Source organism: Mycobacterium sp. 48b (genome assembly GCF_048282725.1).
Taxonomy (GTDB): Bacteria; Actinomycetota; Actinomycetes; order Mycobacteriales; family Mycobacteriaceae; genus Mycobacterium.
Genome location: NZ_JBLVUL010000001.1, coordinates 724,495 through 742,483 on the forward strand (window position 1 = coordinate 724,495; position 17,989 = coordinate 742,483).

Genomic DNA, 17,989 nt, shown 5'->3' on the forward strand with positions numbered 1-17,989 from the left:
TGCCTGAGATCCCCAGTGTGCCCGGAGTTTTGACGCCAGAAGACTGCCTGCAGACGGCACGGTCGATTGCTGCGACCCAGGAATCCTCGGGCGCGCTGCCGTGGTTCGACGGCGGCCACACGGACCCGTGGGATCACGTGGAGAACGCCATGGCGCTGACCGTGGCCGGGCTGATCGAACCGGCCCGCGCGGCCTTCGACTGGTGCCGCACCGTGCAGCGCGCCGACGGCTCCTGGCCGATCCAGCTGCGTAACGGCGTCGTCGAGGACGCCAACAGTGACAGCAACTTCTGCGCCTACGTGGCCGCCGGCGTCTGGCACCACGTGCTGATCACCGGAGACCGGGCCTTCGCCGAGCTGATGTGGCCGGTGGTGACCCGGGCGCTCGACTTCGTCCTGGGTCTGCAGGCCTCCGGTGGCGAGATCTACTGGGCGGCAAGCCCGTCCGGTCCCGTTGAGGAGGCGCTGCTGACCGGCTGCGCCAGTGTGTACCACAGCATCCGCTGCGGGCTGGCCCTCGCCGATTACCTCGACGACCCGCAGCCGGAATGGGAAGTCGCCGTCGGACGTCTCGGCCACGCCATCGCCGCCCATCCAGAGGCGTTCTCCGCCAAGGACACCCATGCGATGGAGTGGTACTACCCGGTGCTCGGCGGCGCCCTGCGCGGGGCGGCGGCCCAAACCAGGATCGACGAACGCTGGGACGACTTCGTGGTGCCCGGGCTGGGCATCCGGTGCGTCGATCACCGCCCCTGGGTCACCGGCGCGGAGACCTGCGAGCTGGTGATGTCCCTGGACGCCATCGGTGACACCCGTCGGGCCCACGAGCAGTTCGCGGCCATGCAGCACCTGCGTGAGGACGACGGATCCTATTGGACCGGGCTGGTTTTCGCCGACGGCAAGCGCTGGCCCGAGGAACGCACCACCTGGACCGGCGCGGCCATGATCCTGGCCGCCGACGCCTTGTCGCAGACCACCGCGGCCAGCGGCATCTTCCGCGGTGTTGGGCTGCCGCGCGGCCTGGAGGGCGAGTACGACTGCGAGTGCGTCGGCCGGAAGGCCGGGGACCGCTAGTCCAGCTGTCCCGGTTCGCCGGAGGTGCGCTCCAGCACCCGCATCGAGCCCATCGCGGTCACCTCGTCGAAGGCCCCGGTCGCCAGTGCGCGCTGGTAGATGTGGAAGGGCGCCTGACCACCGGCATCGGGGTCGGGGAACACGTCGTGGATGATCAGCGCGCCACCGACCTCGACCCAGCGGGCCCAGCCGTCGAAGTCCCGCTGCGCGGCCTCCTCGGTGTGGCCACCGTCGATGAACAACAGCCGCAACGGCGTCCGCCATCCGCGGGCCACCACGGGTGAACGGCCGACCACGGCAACCACGTGCTCGTCCAAGCCTGCGGCGTCCAGCGTGTGGCGCATGGTGGGCAACGTGTCGAACAGCCCGGTCACGGGGTCGACCATGGTGGTGTCGTGGTACTCCCAGCCGACCTGATGCTCCTCCGAGCCGTGGTGGTGATCGACGGTGTACAGCACCGACTCCGTCTCCTGCGCGGCCGCGCCCAGCATCACGGTCGACTTGCCGCAGTAGGTGCCGATCTCGACCCCGACCCCGCCGCCGAGGTAACGCAGGCCGGCATCGAAGAGCGCGCGGCCCTCATCGGCGGGCATGAAGCCGGTGACCTGCTCGGCAAGGGCGAACAGGCGCTCGGCGCGGGGTGGCAGGGCGGTGTCAGCAGTGCTCATGAATGCACAACCTACCGTTGCTGGCCACTGGCAGTTGTAGTAGCGTCCGGACACGTGTCTGATGCGGCCCTGGAGTCGACGCGCCGCCGCCTGAGCGCCCGGCAGGCCGACACCGTGGAACGTCTGGGCCAGGCCGCATTGCAGCTGATCACCCGGGATGGATTCGCCGGGCTGACCGTGCGCCGGGTGGCTGCCGAGGCCGGGGTCGGGGCGGCGACGGCCTACACCTACTTCTCCTCCAAGGAGCACCTCGTGGCCGAGGTGTTCTGGCGCCGGCTCTCGGCCGCACCGCCGGCCGCGCACACCTCCGCCGACCCGGCCACCCGGGTGGTGGAGGTGTTGCAGCACATCGCGTCGCTGGTGGCCGACGAGCCGGAGTTCGCCGGGGCGGTGACCAACGCCCTGCTCGGCAAGGACCCCGACGTCGACGTGCTGCGGCAGCGTATCGGCGCGGACATCCGCGGCCGCCTCGTCGCGGCCCTCGGACCCGACGTCGACTCGGATGTGATCGAGGCGTTGGAATTGCTCTACACCGGCACCTTGGTGTGGGCCGGGATGGGGTACGAGGCATATCCGGGCGTTGTACGCCGGCTGGAGAAGTCAGCCCGGCTCGTGCTCGGCCAGACCGGGGCGACGGTCGGCACCTGATCTGGACTGGTCGTCGCGCATCGTCGAGTACCAGTAGGTGAGTGCAGCCGCGGTGAACTCGACGGCGGTTGACGCCACGAAAATCCAGTGCGGCATACCGGTGTCGACCATCGAGATCACCCGCGCTACCGCGAGAAGCGCCATGGTCGCCGCGAGGAAGCGCAACAGGGCTGATGGAATCGGCCACTGGCATGTCGCCCAGACGTAGCTGCAGCCGAACGCGATCAAAAGTGCACCGCCCGCCCGGGTTTCGGTATCCAGACTCGGATTGAGCGCGTTTCCTCCTGGGATCGTGTCGATCGGGAAAAGAACGCGACCCGCGCCCAAGGCGATCAGCGCGATCCCCGCCACGGCGCCGAGAGTTCTGAGAATCTTGATGATCACGGGTGACCTGCTCACACTGTCAGGATGGTCTTGAGAGCACCGCCGTAGCAGTGTTCGCGCAGCGCGGCGGGGGCGTCGTCGAAGGAGGCGATGTTTGTCGTCACCAGTTCGGGCCGGAGTTCGCCGGCGGCAATCATTCCGAGAACGTCGGGCATCACGGAGCGCACGTGGGCTCGGCCCACGTGGAGCGTGACATTGCGTACGTAGCAGGCCGCCAGTGGCACGCCGGCCCTGCGGTGTAGTGACCACACACAGGTGCAGATGCCGTCGGGAGCGGTGTGCCGCAGAACGTGGCGTAGTCCTGCGGGGGTGCCGGTGGCATCGACAGTCAGCGCTGCCGTGGGCCATGTCCGCGGTCGGTGCGGGTCCCAGGCTTGAAAACCCAACTCCTCGGCGCGTTCACGCAGTACCGGCCACGTGTCCACGACGCCGATGCGCCGAGCTCCCAATGCTCGGGCGATCAATGCGGTGAAGAGCACAGCGCTCGACGTGAACGGGTGGTTGCGTTCCAAGCGGCCCACGATCAGCACCTCGGCGTCGGGGTCGGCGGCCAGCAGGCCGGGAAGATGGGGCGCCACCTGCCGGTAGGCGTCGCTGATGTTGTCTGCAACACCTGCCGCGGCGGCCGGATCGACACCGTCGGGGAGTCTCACCAGCATGGCGTCGGCGAACGGTACCGCCATCAGGTCAGCCAGGGCCCCACCCCACAACCCGCCCGAGATCCCGAACCCGTACACGGATGTCGGCGGTACTGCCGTGCAACTCGCCGTGTGGCCGCGCCGGCATGAGCTGCACGTCCCACAGCTGATCTGGAAAGGGACCACGACTCGATCGCCGACCCGGACGGCACTCACCTGCTCGCCCACTTCGACGACTTCGGCGGCGCATTCGTGCCCGAGGTGCAGGGGCAGGGGAAAAATGGTGCGGCCCAACATCATCGCTCGATCGACGTCGCATGTTGCGACGGCGAGCGGACGTACCAGCGCACCGCGCCGGCCGGGCAGGGCGGGACTCGGCACCGCACGCCACCGAAACTCCCCGCCGGCGGACACCACCAGGCTCCGCATCCGTTCGTGGTTGCGGTTGCGTGGCCGGCGTGCCAGCCGAGTGATGCGCTCGACCCGCATCGGCAGGTCACGGGCCAGCGGCAGCTTTGCGGCGGCCAACGCGTCAGGCGTCAACAACCTCGCGTAGTGGCCAACCCGACTACGCGGCCGGATCCGATGGGTGTTCAGCACGACCTTGTCGGCAACCATTACCCGCCTTTCGGGAACGACTTCGTTCCAGTTTCATATCAGGAACCGTGATGTGTCAATATCGACGTGTGCAGCCAGGGACGCGGGCCTATCGGGGAGTGGCGCCACTCGAGCGGGTCGAGCAGCGGCGTGCGCAGATCATCGACGCGGCTGTCGACGTGTTCGGAACCGTCGGATACGGCGCCGCCACCGTCGACCACATCTGCGCGCGAGCGGGATTGTCCAAGCGGTACTTCTACGAATCCTTCACCGACCGAGAGGCTGTACTGCTCGCCTGCTACGAGCGCTGCGCCGACGAGATTCACGGCGCGATGGTGAGCGCCGTGGTCGAGGCGGAGGACACCGTCGACGCCCAGTTGCGCGCCGCTCTCACAGGCTATTTCGGTGCGATCGACGCCGATCAGCGGAGGGCGCGGATCACCCTGCTCGAGATTTTGGGGGTCAGTCCCACCGTCGATGCCGCTTACGCGGCCCAAACCGAGCGGTTTGCCAGTTCCGTCGAAGTCCTGGCCGACAGTTCCTTCAAGGCCAGTGCGCTCACAAAGCCCCAGTTACACATCATCGCCCAAGGCATCATCGGGGCGATCACCACGATTGCGACACAGTGGCTACTGGATCACCGCCGCCGCCCGCGCGCACAACTGATCGACGCCGCCCACGTACTTGTCCTGGCTGTTCTGGATCGGCTGTCCGACGCCTCAAAGTGATACGACGCAGTTCTTATTTTTAGGCCGGTGCGGGGCCCAGGATCGCGGTCGACGCGGCCACCGCGGGCCCGTAGATCTCGTGGATGTCGCGGCCGTCCTCGACGATCAGCGCGGTCAACTCGCGCAGTCCGCCGAGCAGGATGATGGCCATCGGCTCGGTGAGCCGGGGCAGGCCGGCCCGCTGAAAGCCGGCGCTGCCACTGAGTTCGATGAGCAGATCGGTCAGCTCCCGTAGGGCCGCCCGCTGCAGGGGGCGAGCCCTGCTGCCCAGCGCGGGCAGTTCGCGGATCCAGCTCAAGGTGATCGCCGGGGCGGACGCGATGTGGTCGACATAGGCACCCACCGCCTGACTGATCTGGTCCCGCCAGGGCGCCTCGGGGTCGACAGCGGCCTGGATGCCGTCGACGAGTGCGGCGTTGTTCGCACGCAGCAGCTCGAGGAAGCCGTCCTCCTTGGTGCCGAACTGGTCGTAGAACGTGCGCTTGGAGGTGCGGGCGTGGCGGACGATGTCGGCCACCGTGCTCTCGCGATAGCCCTTGTCGTTGATCGCCGCGGCGAGTCCGTCGAGCAATCGCAGCCGGTAGGTCATCGTGGCTGACCCCCTTGCTTTGCCTGGTACCTGGGAGTACCGTACCTCACAACTGATTGGTACCGAGCGGTACCAGAACTGGCTGGAGATGGTATGACCGAGCTGGCAGCGGCTGAGAAGACCACCGAGAAGTCCATCGCGAGCACCCCGCCGGGCCGGATGCCACCGCCCGCGCGGGTCCCGAAACCGTTACAGGCCATCGGCTTCGCCCTGGCCAGGCGCTGGGTGGTCAAGCAGATCACCCGCCGACAAGGCGACGTCTTCAAGCTCAAACTCCCGATCTTCGGACCCACGGTGATAGTCGCCGACGCTCAGTTGGCCAAGCAGCTCTTCACGGCCAACACCGAAGACGTCGGCAACATCCAGCCCAACCTGAGCCGCATCCTCGGTTCCGGATCGGTGTTCGCCCTCGACGGCACCGATCACCGGCGCCGCCGCAAGCTGCTCACCCCGCCGTTCCACGGCAAGAGCATCAAGAACTACGAGCAGATCTTCGAAGAGGAGACGCTGCGGGAAATGGCGACCTGGCCCGAGGGGCAGGAGTTCGAAACGCTCGAGCCGATGATGCGGATCACCCTCAACGTGATCCTGCGTGCGGTGTTCGGCGCCGACGGGGAACAGCTCGACGAGCTGCGCCGCATCATCCCGCCCTGGGTCACCCTCGGCTCGAGGCTTGTGGTGGTACCGACCCCGACCCGCACGTTCGGCCGGTTCAGCCCGTGGGGCCGGCTCGCGTCGTACCGCCGGCGCTACGACACCGTGATCGACCGGCTGATCGACCGCGTGGAGGCCGACCCCGACTTCGACAACCGCGACGACATTCTGGCGCTGCTGCTGCGCAGCACGTATGAGGACGGATCGGCCATGTCCCGCAAGGACATCGGCGACGAGCTGCTCACTCTGCTGGCCGCCGGGCATGAGACCACGGCATCGACCCTGGGCTGGGCCTTCGAGCGCATCAGCCGTCATCCACAGGTGCTGTCCGAACTGGTGGCCGAGGCCGCCACCGACGGCAACGAATACCGTCAGGCCACCATCCTGGAGGTGCAGCGCAATCGCACCGTCATCGACTTCGCCGGCCGTCACGTCTACGCACCCTCGATCCGTCTGGGGGAGTGGGAGATTCCGCGTGGGCACTCGATCATCGTGGCCATCTCGCAGATTCAGGAGGCCGAGAAGGAGTTCGCCGATCCGGACCGTTTCGATCCACAACGATTCGTCGGCAGCCGGCCCGGGCTGGGCTGGCTCCCCTATGGCGGCGGAACCCGGCGCTGCGTCGGTGCGGTTTTCGCCAACGTAGAGATGGATGTGGTGCTGCGAACGGTGCTGCGCCACTTCGTCATCGAGACCACCACCGCGCCGGGAGAAAAGGTGCACTCCCGCGGCGTGGCCTACACCCCCGCGGCGGGCGGGCGCATCGTCGTACGTCGCCGCGCCACGCCGCTGGGAGCCTGACCGGCTACTGCGTCGCGGCCTGGCGCCTGGGCAGCTTCCAGCCCGCGCGCGGGAAGTGGCACGTATACCCATTCGGGTAGTGGACCAGATAGTCCTGGTGTTCCGGCTCGGCCTCCCAGAAGTCGCTCGCCGGGGTCACCTCGGTGACCACCTTGCCCGGCCACAAGCCCGACGCGTCCACATCGGCGATGGTGTCCAGCGCGACGCGCTTCTGCTCGTCATCGAGATAGAAGATCGCCGACCGGTAGCTGGTGCCGACGTCGTTGCCCTGCCGGTCCTTGGTCGACGGATCGTGGATCTGGAAGAAGAACTCCAGCAAGGCGCGGAAATCGGTCTGCGTCGGATCGAATTCGATCTCCACGGCTTCCGCGTGGCCCGGATGATTGCGGTACGTCGGGTGATCGTTGCGGCCGCCGGTGTAGCCCACGCGGGTGGAGACCACACCGGGTTGCTTGCGGATGAGGTCCTGCATGCCCCAGAAGCAGCCGCCTGCCAGGATCGCTGTCGAATAGTTACCCATGTGCCCCATTGTGCTCCGTGGTTACCGTGGTGGTCATGCGTGAAGTTGCAACCGCAGCGCTCACCGGTTTACTCCTGCTGGCCGGATGCCCCTCCGCGGCGGCCGAACCGAACCCGGTCGCGGTGCCGGAGGTGCCGTCAGATCCCGGCCGGACGCTGTTCACCGACAACCCCGCGATCGTCGACCCGCACATGACCCGCATCGAATCCTTCAGCCGTCACGAGGACGGCCTGCTGGTCAACTTCACCGCGGGCACCCCGGACTGCTTCGGCGTCCACCTGGTCACGCGGGAGACCGCCGACGCGGTCACGATCGACCTTCGCGGCGGAACCCCACCCGAGTCCGTCGGCCGGATGTGCATCGCCCTCGCGGTGCAGGGCAGTGCCGAGGTGGAGTTGCAGGCCCCGCTGGGTTCCCGGCAGGTGTTGGCGGTGCAGTGACGGGCCTCGACAAAGGCTGATAGAACGTGTTCTAGTTTTGGGGTGACGAGTAGGTCTTTCAGCCGCGAGGAACTCGCCGCTGCCTTCGAAACGTTCGAGCAGACCGTCGACCGGGCCGCCCAGACCAAGGACTGGGATGTGTGGGCCGACCACTACACCGTCGACGTCGACTACATCGAGCACGCCGTGGGCACCATGAAGGGCCGCGAGCAGGTGCGGCCCTGGATCTGGAAGACCATGACCACCTTCCCCGGCAGCTACATGACGGCCTTCCCGTCGCTGTGGTCGGTGATCGACGAGCCCACCGGCCGCATCATCTGCGAACTGGACAACCCGATGCGCGACCCGGGTGACGGCACCATCATCAGCGCCACCAACATCTCGATCCTGACCTACGCCGGCGACGGCCTGTGGTCACGTCAGGAAGACGTCTACAACCCGCTCAGATTTGCCTCTGCCGCCCGCAAGTGGTGCCGCAAGGCCGCCGAACTGGGCACGCTGACCGAGGAGGCCGAGGCGTGGTGGAAGCAGTTCGGGGGCGGCAAGTGAGCGCCAAACTGGTCATCGGGGCCAACGGTTTCCTGGGCTCGCATGTGCTGCGGCAACTGGTCGCCGCGGACGACGGGTCTGAGATCCGGGCCATGGTGCGGCCGAACGCCAACACCATCGGCATCGATGATCTCGACGTCACGCGGGTTCACGGGGACGTCTTCGACACCGGGGCCCTGCGCGAGGCGATGACCGGTTGCGACGTCGTCTATCACTGCGTCGTCGATGCCCGCGGTTGGTTGCGTGACCCGGCACCGCTGTTTCGCACCAACGTCGAGGGCACCCGCAACGTGCTCGAAGTCGCCGCGGAAATCCCCGGTCTGCGCAAGTTCGTCTACACCAGCAGCTATGTCACCGTCGGACGCAAGCGAGGCAAGCGCTCAACCGAAGCAGACATCGTCGACGCGTCGAAGGTGACGCCGTACGTGCGCTCGCGAGTGCAGGCCGAGGAGTTGGTGCTGCAGTACGCGCGTGAGCGTGGTCTGCCTGCCGTCGCGATGTGCGTGTCGACCACCTACGGCAGCGGTGACTGGGGCCGGACCCCGCACGGCGCGATCATCGCCGGAGCCGCCTTCGGCAAGCTGCCGTTCGTGATGAGCGGCATCGACCTGGAGGCCGTCGGAATCGACGACGCGGCCCAAGCCATGCTGTTGGCCGCTGATCGGGGAACTCCCGGTGAGCGCTACCTCATCTCGGAGAAGATGATCAGCAACGCCGAGGTGGCCAGGCTGGCGGCCGAGGCGGCCGGCGTCGCACCCCCGCAGCGCTCCATTCCGCTACCGGTGTCGTATGCGCTGGCCGCAGCCGGCACCCTCAAGGGCACGCTGCGCGGCACCGACGAGCGGCTCTCACTGGAATCCCTACGACTCATGCGGGCCGAAGCCGAGCTCGACCACTCCAAGGCCGTGCGTGAACTCGGTTGGCAGCCAAGGCCGGTCGAGGAGTCGATCGCCGAGGCAGCAAAGTTCTGGGTGGGTCTGCGGGCGGCCAAACGCGCACAGAAGGCCAGCTGAACACCACGCCGAGAGGTGTTAAGCCACTGGGCGGCAAGTGCATTGCGGCCTAGCCTGGCGATATGACCGACAAGCTGAAAGTCGACCTGTCCGGGGCTCCGCAGACGATGTTGGCGACGTTCTACGCCAAAGCCCTCGACGCGGGGATGCCCAACCCGATCCTCGGTGACCAGATGGCGAAAGAGATCGCCGACCGCATCGACTATGACTGGAGCCGCACTTCGATCACCGGGGCGACGTCACCGTCGGTGACCACCCGCAGCGCGCACTTCGACCGGTGGACCCGGCAGTTCCTGGCCGTGCACCCCGAGGCCGTCGTGCTGCACCTGGGCTGTGGATTGGACGGCCGGTTCTTCCGGCTGCGGCCGGGGCCCGGTGTCGAGTGGTACGACATCGACTACCCCGATGTCGCGCACCTGCGTGAGCAGCTCTACCCGTCGGCCGAGCACTATCACGTGGTGGCCGCCTCGGTGACCGACCCGGCCTGGTTGCGCGACATCCCCGCCGACCGGCCGACCCTGATGATCGGTGAAGGCCTCACCATGTATCTCACCAAGCACGACGGCATCGCGCTGCTGCGCCGCATCGTCGACGGATTTCCGTCAGGGGAACTGCAATTCGATGCGTTCAACACGCTCGGCATCAAGGCGCAGTGGAGCAACACCGTGGTGCGCCGGTCCGGGGCCAAACTGCACTGGGCCATCAACAAACCCGAGGACATCCTGCGCGCGGTACCGGGCACCAGGCTCCTGGCCTGGAACTCGCCATTCGACGACCAGGTGTTCAACACGCTGCCCTGGTACTACCGGCTGATGCTGGCCGTCATGAAGCCGGTACCGGTGCTGCGGTACATGGCGCAGTATCACCGCTACGCATTCTGAGCCCCAATGGCGAAGAGGGGCAGCCCATTCCGGGCTGCCCCTCTCGCGCTGTCGATGTCAGCGGGCGCCGCTGTGGCGAACGGTGTTGTCCACCTTGGGAACCATCGGCTTGGGGTGCAGCTGGTCGAGCCAGTTCAAGTGGTCCACACCTGCCGAGATGGTGACGGTGCTGGGAGCTGCGATGTGAGCGGGCTCGGCAGCCAGTGCCGGTGCGGCCAGCCCAAGGACGGCTGCACTCAGTCCGCTGGCGGCGATCACGGCGAATCCGAACTTCTTCATTTCCCTGCTTCTCTCTGTCTCATGCGGGTTATGACTGTGTAAACCGAGAGCTCAGAGCGACAATTTCCGATGGCAGAAATTGATCGACTCATGGCAGAAAGAAGCATGTTCAGGCAGAATCCAGCGGTGCCCAACACGGTCAACGGTCAGGTTTCCCACTGGTTCGACGAGCTCCCAGCGTCCCGGCCGGCGCTGCCCGGGGACCGCGACGCCGATGTGTGCATCGTCGGCGCCGGATACACCGGGCTGTGGACCGCCTACTACCTCGCACAGGCTGACCCGTCGCTGCGGATCACCGTGCTGGAGGCACGATTCGCCGGCTTCGGGGCCTCGGGTCGCAACGGCGGCTGGCTGTCCGGTCTGATACCCGGTGACCGGCACCAGATGGCCGCACAGCACGGACGTGACCGGGTCCTGGCCTGGCAGCAGGCCCTCAACGACGCCATCGACGAGGTCATCGCGGTAGCCGACCGCGAGGGGATCGACGCCGGAGCGGTCAAGGGCGGAACCCTTGAGATCGCGCGCAACGCTGCCCAGGCCGCCCGGCTCGCAGAAGCGATCGCCGAGGAACGGCGCTGGGGCCAAGACGTCACCGAACTGACGAAAGACCAGGCTGCCGAACGCATTCGGTTCGACAGTGTGGTGTCGGCGTTCCACACCCCGCACTGCGCGCGAATCCAGCCGGCCCGGCTGGCCCGCGGGCTGGCCGAAGCCGTCGAACGCCACGGTGTGACGATCTATGAAGACACGACGGTCACCGAGATCGGTCCGGGTAGAGCCGTCACCGCCCGGGGCACGGTGCGGGCGCCGATCGTGCTGCGCGCCACCGAGGGCTTCACCCCGGCACTGCCCGGTCTGCGCCGAACATGGCTGCCGATGAACAGCTCGATGATCGCCACCGACCCCATCCCTTCGGCGTTGTGGGACGAAATCGGTTGGGAAGGACGCGAAACCGTGGGGGACAGCGCCCACGGCTTCTTCTACGCGCAGCGCACCGTCGACGACCGCATCGCGATCGGGGGGCGTAGCGTCCCATACCGCTACGCGTCACGCACCGACGTCGACGGGCAGGTACCTGCCCGCACCATCCGGTTGCTCACCGACGTACTGCATTCGATCCTGCCGCAGGTGCGCGAGGTGCCGATCGCCCACGGTTGGTGCGGAGTGCTGGCCGTACCCCGTGATTGGCAGGCCACTGTGGTGCTGGATCGGGCCAGCGGCCTGGGCTGGGCCGGCGGCTACGTGGGCCATGGCGTCACCGCGACCAACCTCGCCGGGCGCACCCTGGCCGACCTGGTCCTGGGGCGCGACACCCCGATCACCGAACTGCCGTGGGTCGGGCACCGGTCACGCAGCTGGGAACCCGAGCCGTTGCGCTGGCTGGGGGTGCGCGGACTCTACGTCGCCTACAAGCTGGCTGACCGGCATGAGGCCGGCGGACGGCCCCGGACCTCGCCGATCGCCGGCGTCGCCGACGTCATCACCCGCAAGCCACACTAGGCAGACCCGGCCACCACCGCCGTTCTGAGCCCGTCGCTTTACCCCTCGGCGCGTTCTTTGAGCCGCTGCAGCGTGAGCTGGATGTGCTGCGCATTGGCGCTGTCGCGGTCGGTCACCCCGGTGGCCAGCCCCGCGACCTTCTTGAACCAGCCCGCGCGGCGATCCCAGGTGGACTCGGTGACCGTGCAGCCGCCCTCGGAGGCGGCGATGTCGTAGCGCCAATGGGCGACCGGGAACACGAGAGACTTCACGTCGAACGCGAACGTCTTGCCCGGCTCGGCGTCGGTCACCGTGCAGACGGTGCTCCAGGCCTTGGAGCCATTGCGATTGTGCCCCTTGAATACCGAACCGGGGGTGGCGGAAGTGCCCTTCTGCCACTCCATCGCATGAGCCTCCTCGGCGAGCGACGCCATCGTGGGCAGGTCGGTGATCAGTGCGTACACCGCTGCGGGGTCGGCGGCGATGGACACAGTGGCTTTCACAGGCTCGGTCATGGGCCTGATCGTAGACCCGGGCTAGCGGTCGATCATCCGCATCTGAGCCTCGGTGTGATGGTCTCCGGCGGCCGGGGCGAGGTTGTCCAGCCTGGACAACTGGTCGGCGCTGAGCGTCACGGAGTCGGCTGCGACGTTCTCCTGCAACCGCTCGACCCGTTTGGTTCCGGGGATCGGCACGATATCGGGGCCGCGGGACAACAGCCAGGCCAGCGCGACCTGGCCAGGCGTTGCGCCGGCGGCGTCGGCGATCGCCCGCACCTCGTCGGCCAGCCGCAGATTCGCCGCGAAGTTTTCACCGGTGAACCGGGGGTTGTCGCGGCGGGTGTCGTCGTCGGCCAGATCGTCGACAGACCGGATCTGCCCGGTGAGGAACCCGCGGCCCAGCGGTGAGTACGCGACGAAGCCGATCCCGTTCTCGCGCAACGTGTCCAGAATCCCGTCCTCGGGATCGCGGGTGAACAACGAGTACTCCGATTGCAGTGCGCTGATCGGGTGGACCGCATGGGCACGCCGGATGGTCTCGACTCCCACCTCGGACAACCCGATATGGCCGACCTTGCCCTCGGCGATGAGAATCGGCGAGCACACCGATGGTCTCCTCGATCGGCGTGGACCGATCCAAACGGTGCTGGTAATAGAGGTCGATGTGATCGGTGCCCAGGCGGCGCAGCGACCCCTCCACCGCGGTGCGGATGTTGGCCGGGCTGCTGTCCACCCCGTCGCGCCCGGTGTGGGAGATCATCCCGAACTTGGTGGCGAGCACCACCTCGTCGCGGCGGCCATGCAGCGCCCGGCCGACCAACTCCTCGTTCACGTACGGTCCGTACACCTCGGCCGTATCGATGAGGGTGACGCCCAGGTCGATCGCCCGGTGAATGGTGCGGACGGACTCCGCGTCGTCGCGACCCGCGCTGCCGTAGGCGAATGACATGCCCATCGTGCCCAGGCCGATCCGTGCGACCTCAAGATCACCCAAGCGCGCCGTCTGCAAAGTTGCCATCGCCCCAGTCTGCCCGGGAATCGGTGGTCGCAACCAGACGTTGTCCCGGATATGACCGAGCGCCAGGTGCTGCTGCCCAGCGCAGCCCACCCCATCACCATCACTCCGACCGGGCGTCGGGTCACCGTCACGATCGGCGGCGCGATCGTCGCGCAGACCGACGGTGCGCTGACCTTGCAGGAGTCGACCTATCCAGCGGTGCAGTACATTCCGCGCGCCGACGTGGTGTTCGAGACGCTGACCCGCAGCGCCAACACCACCTATTGCCCGTACAAGGGTGAGGCGAACTATTACGACGTCGGCGGGGTCGCAGACGCGGCCTGGACCTATGAGGACCCGTATCCCGCGGTCGCCGAAATCGCCGGCCACCTGGCGTTCTATCCGGACAAGGCAGTCATAGCCCTGGCCTAATCTGGTGCCGTGCCCTCCATCAGCGTCATCTTCGAGGGCCCGGCCAGCCCGGGCCTGACGCTGGCCCCATGGCGGCGCGGCGGCGTCGACCCGTCCAACCGGATCAGCGCCGACGGTGCGATCTGGCGCACCAGTGCGATGGCGAGCGGCCCGGTCAGCGCGCGGATCACCAAGTCGGCCCCCGACACCGTGGACTGCGAGGCATGGGGCGCCGGTAGCGCGGAATTTCTGGACGGATTCGCGGCCCTGGTGGGTGCCGATGACGACTCGACCGGCTTCGACCCGGTCGAGCCCACGATCGCCGAGGCCCACCGGCGGGTGCCGCACCTGCGTCTCGGGCGCAGCGGGCGCGTGCTGGAGGCGCTGGTGCCCGCAATCATCGAGCAGCGGGTCTCGGGAATGGATGCCTGGCGTGCCTGGCGACGGCTGGTGACGATGTACGGCGCCCCGGCTCCCGGGCCGGTGCCCGCCGGGATGCGGGTGCCGCCCACCGCCGAGGCATGGCGCCGGATCCCGTCGTGGGAATTCCACCGGGCCAACGTGGACCCGGGCCGGGCCCGGACCATCGTCGGGTGCGCTCAGCGCGCCGACGCGCTTGAGCGGATCACCGCTGAACGGGCCGTCACGGCGCTGCGGTCGTTGCCCGGCGTCGGCGAATGGACGGCGGCCGAAACTGTGCAACGTGCCTTCGGCGACGCCGACGCACTGTCGGTGGGGGACTATCACCTGGCGACGATGGTGGGCCGCACCCTGCTGGGCCGGCCGATCGATGATGCGGCCATGGTGGAACTGCTCGAACCACTGCGCCCGCACCGTCAGCGCGCCGTTCGGTTACTGGAAGCCAGTGGGCTGGCGCACAATCCGCGCTTCGGGGCGCGGCAGGCCATTCCGAATCTGCGCGCCCTGTAGCCGGGGTGATTGCCGGGCGCCGTTGTCGGGTACCCGGGGCGGGACCGATCGTGAATCGAAAGGAGCCCTAATGACCTCATTCACCATCCCCGGTCTGACCGACAAGCAGGGCAGCGACGTGGCCCAGCTGTTGCAGAAGCAGCTCAGCACGTACAACGACCTGCATCTGACGCTCAAGCACGTCCACTGGAACGTCGTCGGCCCGAATTTCATCGGGGTACACGAGATGATCGACCCGCAGGTGGAGCTGGTGCGGTCCTACGCCGACGAGGTTGCCGAACGAATTGCTGCCCTCGGCAAATCGCCGAAGGGCACGCCGGGCGCCATCATCTCCGACCGAACCTGGGATGACTACTCCGTCGGGCGGGACAACGTGCAAGCGCACCTCGCGGCCCTCGACCTGGTCTACAACGGCGTGATCGAGGACACCCGTAAGGCGATCGACCGGCTGGAGAAGCTCGACCTGGTGTCCCAGGACATCCTCATCGACCACGCCGCCGAACTCGAGAAGTTCCAGTGGTTCGTCCGGGCACACCTGGAGAGTGCCGGGGGCACGCTCGCCCATGAAGGCGCTCCCACCGAGCGAGGCGCGGCCGGCAAGGCAAGGCGTAAGAGCGCGTAGGACTCCAGCGCTTGACCTGAACCACTGTTGAGGTGCCAGGCTCGGTGACATGCCTACCTGGATTTGCACGGGATGCGGTGTGGAACACCCGGATTCCGATACCGAACCGGCGAGCAGTTGCGTGCTCACCTCCGAGACGGTGTCGATCGAGGAACGTGGCGACCTGCCGCCGCACGGGATCTGGACCACGCTCGATGACCTCGCGGCCCAGTCGCACCACACCGAGCACGTCGACCACGGCCGCGGAGTGCACAGCCTGCGCAGGGCCCCCAGGTTCGCCATCGGGCACCGGTCATTCCTGGTGCAGACCGCGAACGGAAACCTGTTGTGGGACTCGCCGGGCTACCTCGACGACGAGATCGTCGGCCTCGTGCACGGTCTCGGAGGTGTCGCTGCTGTCGCCGCCAGCCATCCCCACATGTTCGGTGCGCAACTCAGCTGGAGCAGGGCATTCGGTGGAGTGCCGGTCTATGTGAACTCGCTCGATGCGGAGTGGCTCCCGGGTCAGGATCCGCTGATCGAGCTGTGGTCCGGGCAGTGTCAACCACTGCCCGGACTACGGCTGGTACACGTCGGCGGTCATATGCGGGGCAGTTCGGTGGCGCTGACGGCCGACGGCACGCTGCTGGTGGGAGACACCATCTCCGGTGGGTTGGCCCGGAACTGGGTGTCGTTCCAACGGAACTTCCCCAAGCACGTCCCGCTGTCGGCCGCGGTGGTGCGCCGGATCGTGGACCGGCTCGATGAATACGACTACGACCGGCTCTACACCCTTGGCGGCGATGAGATAGACAGCGCCGCCAAGGATGTGGTGCGCCGGTCAGCCGAGACCCATATCCGTTGGGTCAGCGGTGAATTCGATCACCTGACCTGATCTACCGGTCGCGCTGCTGGTCCAGGGCGTCCTCGCGCACCGGGCGGTCGGCCAGTTCGTCGGCGACCCCGAACAGGAACGAATAGGCCAGGCCTGCGATGGCCGCGCCGACCAACGGGGCCAGCCAGAACGCCCAGAGCTGCGCCGGCGCACCATTCCCGTTGAAGAACGCCACCGCGGTCGAACGTGCCGGGTTGACCGAGGTGTTGGAGATCGGGATCGAGATCAGGTGGATCAGCGTCAGCGTGAGCCCGATCGACAGACCGGCGAAGCCCTTCGGCGCGCGGTCGTCGGTGGAGCCGAGGATGACCAGCAGGAACACCGCGGTGAGGATCACCTCGGCGAGAAGCACCGCAGCCAGCGAATACCCGCCGGGTGAGTGCTCGCCGTAACCGTTGGCGGCCATGTTCCCGGTGGCGGACCACCCGTCCTTGCCGCGGGCGATCACGTAGATCACCAGGCCGGCGACCAGACCGCCGACGATCTGTGAAATCCAGTACGGCACAACGGCTGCCCACTCGACACGGCGGGCCAGTGCGGCGCCCAGCGTGACCGCCGGATTGAAGTGCCCGCCCGAGATGGTGCCGAAGGCGTACACGCCGGTCAGCACAGTCAGGCCGAACGCGAGGGCGACCCCGAGGAAACCGATCCCTACGGAGAAGCCGTCGGAGAGAAACTTCGCGGCGAACACCGCGCTACCGCAACCGCCCAGGACCAGCCAGAACGTCCCGATGAACTCGGCTGCCAATCGATGCGACATGGTTGGCGTACTCATGGCGAACTCCTCCGTAGATGTGGTTCATCCGGAGCGTTTCACGCCAGTGTGCAATGGCAGGATCGTTGTTGCGAAATCGATTCGACAATGAAATTTACGTTGCGGCACCGCAATCAGCGGTATGCGGTCAGCCTGGCCACCAGGGCCACCTTGCCGTCGTCGCCGATGGCCTGCGCATCGGCCACTCCGGAGCTTCGTCCGGCGCGTAATGCCCTCGCTTCATAACGGGATTCGTTACCGCCCCGGAACTGTCGCAGGTAGTTGACCCGCAGCGAAGCCGTGCGCCAGGGCTCGCCGCCGTCGATACCGAGGGCCGCGGAGCCGACGAGTTCGAGCGCCGCGGCGGACACTCCGCCGTGCACGATGCCGATGCTGTTGTTGATGACGGGATCCGACAGCTGCCGTAACACCGCAGCATGGCTGCCGGCCTCGGCGACCTCGACCGCCATCCGGTCTTCCAGGGCGGCAGGGGGTGTTCCCTCGGTCGAGTCGGACGGCCATGCGACGACGTGCCCGGGAGTGTGGATGTGGAAGGACCGAACCGTCGCCGTCCCCACCAGCTGGTCCCCGTGGGTCAGCTCGCACAGGCTCAACGAACCGGTGCCCTTCGGGCCGAACGGCTGTGCGGTCGCCACCACGGGCACCTCCGGCGCCGTCGTAACGAGTTCCAGCACGTGCGGGGTCAGCTCGACGGCGAGCTCGCTGGACACCGTCCACTCGTCCTCACCGCGGCGATAGTGGTTGGCCAGGCCGCCGACGTGGTCGACCAGCATGGCCAGCGGGGCGACGGTCGGGACGTGCGTCAGCGGATTGAGGAGACCGCCCACGGGTATGGACGCCACGCAGCGGTCCGGGCCCTCCTCAAGGGTTTGTACGCCCATGCGGCCCAACGGGGTGTTCAGCGGATAGTGCATCGCGTCAACAGTTACGCCCATCACG

At 67.4% G+C, this 17,989-nt stretch carries 22 protein-coding genes and 1 pseudogene; 13 read left to right on the forward strand and 10 right to left on the reverse strand.

From position 1 onward, the window contains the following. Positions 1-17 precede the first annotated feature (17 nt). Positions 18-1,073 (forward strand): prenyltransferase, encoded by a 1,056-nt coding sequence (locus ACNQR1_RS03395; RefSeq protein WP_418044015.1) that lies wholly within the window; start codon positions 18-20, stop codon positions 1,071-1,073. Here ACNQR1_RS03395 and ACNQR1_RS03400 read toward each other — a convergent pair. Then, on the reverse strand, positions 1,070-1,741 hold the full coding sequence (locus ACNQR1_RS03400) for a class I SAM-dependent methyltransferase (RefSeq protein WP_418044017.1): 672 nt from the start codon (positions 1,739-1,741) through the stop codon (positions 1,070-1,072). The genes ACNQR1_RS03395 and ACNQR1_RS03400 overlap by 4 nt on opposite strands. Positions 1,742-1,795: 54 nt before the next feature. Between ACNQR1_RS03400 and ACNQR1_RS03405 the strand changes: the two genes are divergently transcribed. Continuing rightward, a complete protein-coding gene (locus ACNQR1_RS03405) occupies positions 1,796-2,389 on the forward strand; it encodes a TetR/AcrR family transcriptional regulator (RefSeq protein WP_418044019.1) in 594 nt (197 codons plus the stop codon). On the opposite strand, the gene ACNQR1_RS03410 is transcribed toward ACNQR1_RS03405, so the two are convergent. Together ACNQR1_RS03410 and ACNQR1_RS03415 are read right to left on the reverse strand one after the other, a co-directional pair. Next, positions 2,342-2,788: a DUF4345 domain-containing protein gene (locus tag ACNQR1_RS03410; protein WP_418044021.1), complete on the reverse strand. Its 447-nt coding sequence runs from the start codon at positions 2,786-2,788 to the stop codon at positions 2,342-2,344. The genes ACNQR1_RS03405 and ACNQR1_RS03410 overlap by 48 nt on opposite strands. Beyond that, the gene (locus tag ACNQR1_RS03415) at positions 2,785-4,029 is read right to left on the reverse strand and encodes a zinc-dependent alcohol dehydrogenase (RefSeq protein WP_418044022.1); all 1,245 of its coding nucleotides are present in this window, start codon (positions 4,027-4,029) and stop codon (positions 2,785-2,787) included. Before ACNQR1_RS03415 ends, ACNQR1_RS03410 begins: the two co-directional genes overlap by 4 nt. A gap of 68 nt (positions 4,030-4,097) precedes the next feature. Here ACNQR1_RS03415 and ACNQR1_RS03420 point away from each other — a divergent pair, with 68 nt between their 5' ends. Then, positions 4,098-4,736: a TetR/AcrR family transcriptional regulator gene (locus tag ACNQR1_RS03420; RefSeq protein ID WP_418044024.1), complete on the forward strand. Its 639-nt coding sequence runs from the start codon at positions 4,098-4,100 to the stop codon at positions 4,734-4,736. Positions 4,737-4,755: 19 nt separating this feature from the next. On the opposite strand, the gene ACNQR1_RS03425 is transcribed toward ACNQR1_RS03420, so the two are convergent. Next, a complete protein-coding gene (locus ACNQR1_RS03425) occupies positions 4,756-5,325 on the reverse strand; it encodes a TetR/AcrR family transcriptional regulator (protein ID WP_418044026.1) in 570 nt (189 codons plus the stop codon). Between the two features lie 93 nt (positions 5,326-5,418). On the opposite strand from ACNQR1_RS03425, the gene ACNQR1_RS03430 reads away from it, so the two are divergent. Next, complete coding sequence (locus ACNQR1_RS03430; RefSeq protein ID WP_418044028.1) at positions 5,419-6,780, forward strand: cytochrome P450; 1,362 nt, start codon at positions 5,419-5,421, stop codon at positions 6,778-6,780. 4 nt (positions 6,781-6,784) lie between these two features. Here ACNQR1_RS03430 and msrA read toward each other — a convergent pair whose 3' ends face one another. After that, positions 6,785-7,300 (reverse strand): peptide-methionine (S)-S-oxide reductase MsrA, encoded by a 516-nt coding sequence (gene msrA, locus ACNQR1_RS03435; RefSeq protein WP_418044030.1) that lies wholly within the window; start codon positions 7,298-7,300, stop codon positions 6,785-6,787. A 35-nt stretch (positions 7,301-7,335) separates the two neighbouring features. Here msrA and ACNQR1_RS03440 point away from each other — a divergent pair, with 35 nt between their 5' ends. The 4 genes from ACNQR1_RS03440 to ACNQR1_RS03455 all read left to right on the forward strand — a co-directional run bounded on the left by ACNQR1_RS03440 (position 7,336) and on the right by ACNQR1_RS03455 (position 10,183). Then, complete coding sequence (locus ACNQR1_RS03440) at positions 7,336-7,740, forward strand: hypothetical protein (RefSeq protein ID WP_418044032.1); 405 nt, start codon at positions 7,336-7,338, stop codon at positions 7,738-7,740. A 42-nt stretch (positions 7,741-7,782) separates the two neighbouring features. Continuing rightward, positions 7,783-8,289, forward strand: coding sequence for a nuclear transport factor 2 family protein (locus ACNQR1_RS03445; RefSeq protein WP_418044034.1), 507 nt, complete (start codon positions 7,783-7,785; stop codon positions 8,287-8,289). Beyond that, positions 8,286-9,302 (forward strand): NAD-dependent epimerase/dehydratase family protein, encoded by a 1,017-nt coding sequence (locus ACNQR1_RS03450; RefSeq protein WP_418044036.1) that lies wholly within the window; start codon positions 8,286-8,288, stop codon positions 9,300-9,302. The genes ACNQR1_RS03445 and ACNQR1_RS03450 overlap by 4 nt, the downstream gene beginning before the upstream one ends. Positions 9,303-9,364: 62 nt before the next feature. Then, positions 9,365-10,183, forward strand: a complete 819-nt coding sequence (locus ACNQR1_RS03455) for a class I SAM-dependent methyltransferase (RefSeq protein ID WP_418044038.1) — start codon at positions 9,365-9,367, stop codon at positions 10,181-10,183. Positions 10,184-10,240: 57 nt separating this feature from the next. Here the strand turns inward: ACNQR1_RS03455 and ACNQR1_RS03460 are convergent, their stop codons facing one another. Beyond that, positions 10,241-10,462: a hypothetical protein gene (locus ACNQR1_RS03460; protein ID WP_418044040.1), complete on the reverse strand. Its 222-nt coding sequence runs from the start codon at positions 10,460-10,462 to the stop codon at positions 10,241-10,243. Between the two features lie 105 nt (positions 10,463-10,567). Here ACNQR1_RS03460 and ACNQR1_RS03465 point away from each other — a divergent pair, with 105 nt between their 5' ends. Then, positions 10,568-11,962, forward strand: a complete 1,395-nt coding sequence (locus tag ACNQR1_RS03465; protein WP_418044042.1) for an NAD(P)/FAD-dependent oxidoreductase — start codon at positions 10,568-10,570, stop codon at positions 11,960-11,962. A 38-nt stretch (positions 11,963-12,000) separates the two neighbouring features. Here the strand turns inward: ACNQR1_RS03465 and ACNQR1_RS03470 are convergent, their stop codons facing one another. Then, positions 12,001-12,456 carry an SRPBCC family protein gene (locus tag ACNQR1_RS03470; RefSeq protein WP_418044044.1) on the reverse strand — a complete coding sequence of 152 codons (456 nt, stop codon included), beginning with the start codon at positions 12,454-12,456 and terminating at the stop codon, positions 12,001-12,003. Positions 12,457-12,477: 21 nt separating this feature from the next. Then, positions 12,478-13,459, reverse strand: a pseudogene (locus ACNQR1_RS03475) (aldo/keto reductase). 51 nt (positions 13,460-13,510) lie between these two features. On the opposite strand from ACNQR1_RS03475, the gene ACNQR1_RS03480 reads away from it, so the two are divergent. The 4 genes from ACNQR1_RS03480 to ACNQR1_RS03495 all read left to right on the forward strand — a co-directional run bounded on the left by ACNQR1_RS03480 (position 13,511) and on the right by ACNQR1_RS03495 (position 16,275). Beyond that, positions 13,511-13,870 (forward strand): DUF427 domain-containing protein, encoded by a 360-nt coding sequence (locus tag ACNQR1_RS03480; RefSeq protein ID WP_418044046.1) that lies wholly within the window; start codon positions 13,511-13,513, stop codon positions 13,868-13,870. A 9-nt stretch (positions 13,871-13,879) separates the two neighbouring features. Next, on the forward strand, positions 13,880-14,779 hold the full coding sequence (locus ACNQR1_RS03485) for a DNA-3-methyladenine glycosylase family protein (protein ID WP_418044048.1): 900 nt from the start codon (positions 13,880-13,882) through the stop codon (positions 14,777-14,779). A gap of 70 nt (positions 14,780-14,849) precedes the next feature. Beyond that, positions 14,850-15,401: a Dps family protein gene (locus ACNQR1_RS03490; protein ID WP_418044050.1), complete on the forward strand. Its 552-nt coding sequence runs from the start codon at positions 14,850-14,852 to the stop codon at positions 15,399-15,401. A gap of 49 nt (positions 15,402-15,450) precedes the next feature. Further along, complete coding sequence (locus ACNQR1_RS03495) at positions 15,451-16,275, forward strand: hydrolase (RefSeq protein WP_418044052.1); 825 nt, start codon at positions 15,451-15,453, stop codon at positions 16,273-16,275. Between the two features lies 1 nt (position 16,276). Here ACNQR1_RS03495 and aqpZ read toward each other — a convergent pair whose 3' ends face one another. Then, the gene (aqpZ, locus tag ACNQR1_RS03500) at positions 16,277-17,050 is read right to left on the reverse strand and encodes an aquaporin Z (RefSeq protein WP_418044054.1); all 774 of its coding nucleotides are present in this window, start codon (positions 17,048-17,050) and stop codon (positions 16,277-16,279) included. 113 nt (positions 17,051-17,163) lie between these two features. Then, on the reverse strand, positions 17,164-17,964 hold the full coding sequence (locus ACNQR1_RS03505) for a PaaI family thioesterase (protein WP_418044055.1): 801 nt from the start codon (positions 17,962-17,964) through the stop codon (positions 17,164-17,166). Positions 17,965-17,989 lie beyond the last annotated feature (25 nt).

What these genes read in the sequence shown, in the direction of transcription:
- ACNQR1_RS03400 (WP_418044017.1), bottom strand. Translation starts at nt 1,741, where the DNA reads ATGAGCACTGCTGACACCGCCCTGCCACCCCGCGCCGAGCGCCTGTTC.
- ACNQR1_RS03415 (WP_418044022.1), bottom strand. Translation starts at nt 4,029, where the DNA reads ATGGTTGCCGACAAGGTCGTGCTGAACACCCATCGGATCCGGCCGCGT.
- ACNQR1_RS03425 (WP_418044026.1), bottom strand. Translation starts at nt 5,325, where the DNA reads ATGACCTACCGGCTGCGATTGCTCGACGGACTCGCCGCGGCGATCAAC.
- ACNQR1_RS03430 (WP_418044028.1), top strand. Translation starts at nt 5,419, where the DNA reads ATGACCGAGCTGGCAGCGGCTGAGAAGACCACCGAGAAGTCCATCGCG.
- msrA (WP_418044030.1), bottom strand. Translation starts at nt 7,300, where the DNA reads ATGGGTAACTATTCGACAGCGATCCTGGCAGGCGGCTGCTTCTGGGGC.
- ACNQR1_RS03440 (WP_418044032.1), top strand. Translation starts at nt 7,336, where the DNA reads ATGCGTGAAGTTGCAACCGCAGCGCTCACCGGTTTACTCCTGCTGGCC.
- ACNQR1_RS03455 (WP_418044038.1), top strand. Translation starts at nt 9,365, where the DNA reads ATGACCGACAAGCTGAAAGTCGACCTGTCCGGGGCTCCGCAGACGATG.
- ACNQR1_RS03460 (WP_418044040.1), bottom strand. Translation starts at nt 10,462, where the DNA reads ATGAAGAAGTTCGGATTCGCCGTGATCGCCGCCAGCGGACTGAGTGCA.
- ACNQR1_RS03465 (WP_418044042.1), top strand. Translation starts at nt 10,568, where the DNA reads ATGTTCAGGCAGAATCCAGCGGTGCCCAACACGGTCAACGGTCAGGTT.
- ACNQR1_RS03470 (WP_418044044.1), bottom strand. Translation starts at nt 12,456, where the DNA reads ATGACCGAGCCTGTGAAAGCCACTGTGTCCATCGCCGCCGACCCCGCA.
- ACNQR1_RS03480 (WP_418044046.1), top strand. Translation starts at nt 13,511, where the DNA reads ATGACCGAGCGCCAGGTGCTGCTGCCCAGCGCAGCCCACCCCATCACC.
- ACNQR1_RS03490 (WP_418044050.1), top strand. Translation starts at nt 14,850, where the DNA reads ATGACCTCATTCACCATCCCCGGTCTGACCGACAAGCAGGGCAGCGAC.
- ACNQR1_RS03495 (WP_418044052.1), top strand. Translation starts at nt 15,451, where the DNA reads ATGCCTACCTGGATTTGCACGGGATGCGGTGTGGAACACCCGGATTCC.
- aqpZ (WP_418044054.1), bottom strand. Translation starts at nt 17,050, where the DNA reads ATGAGTACGCCAACCATGTCGCATCGATTGGCAGCCGAGTTCATCGGG.
- ACNQR1_RS03505 (WP_418044055.1), bottom strand. Translation starts at nt 17,964, where the DNA reads ATGCACTATCCGCTGAACACCCCGTTGGGCCGCATGGGCGTACAAACC.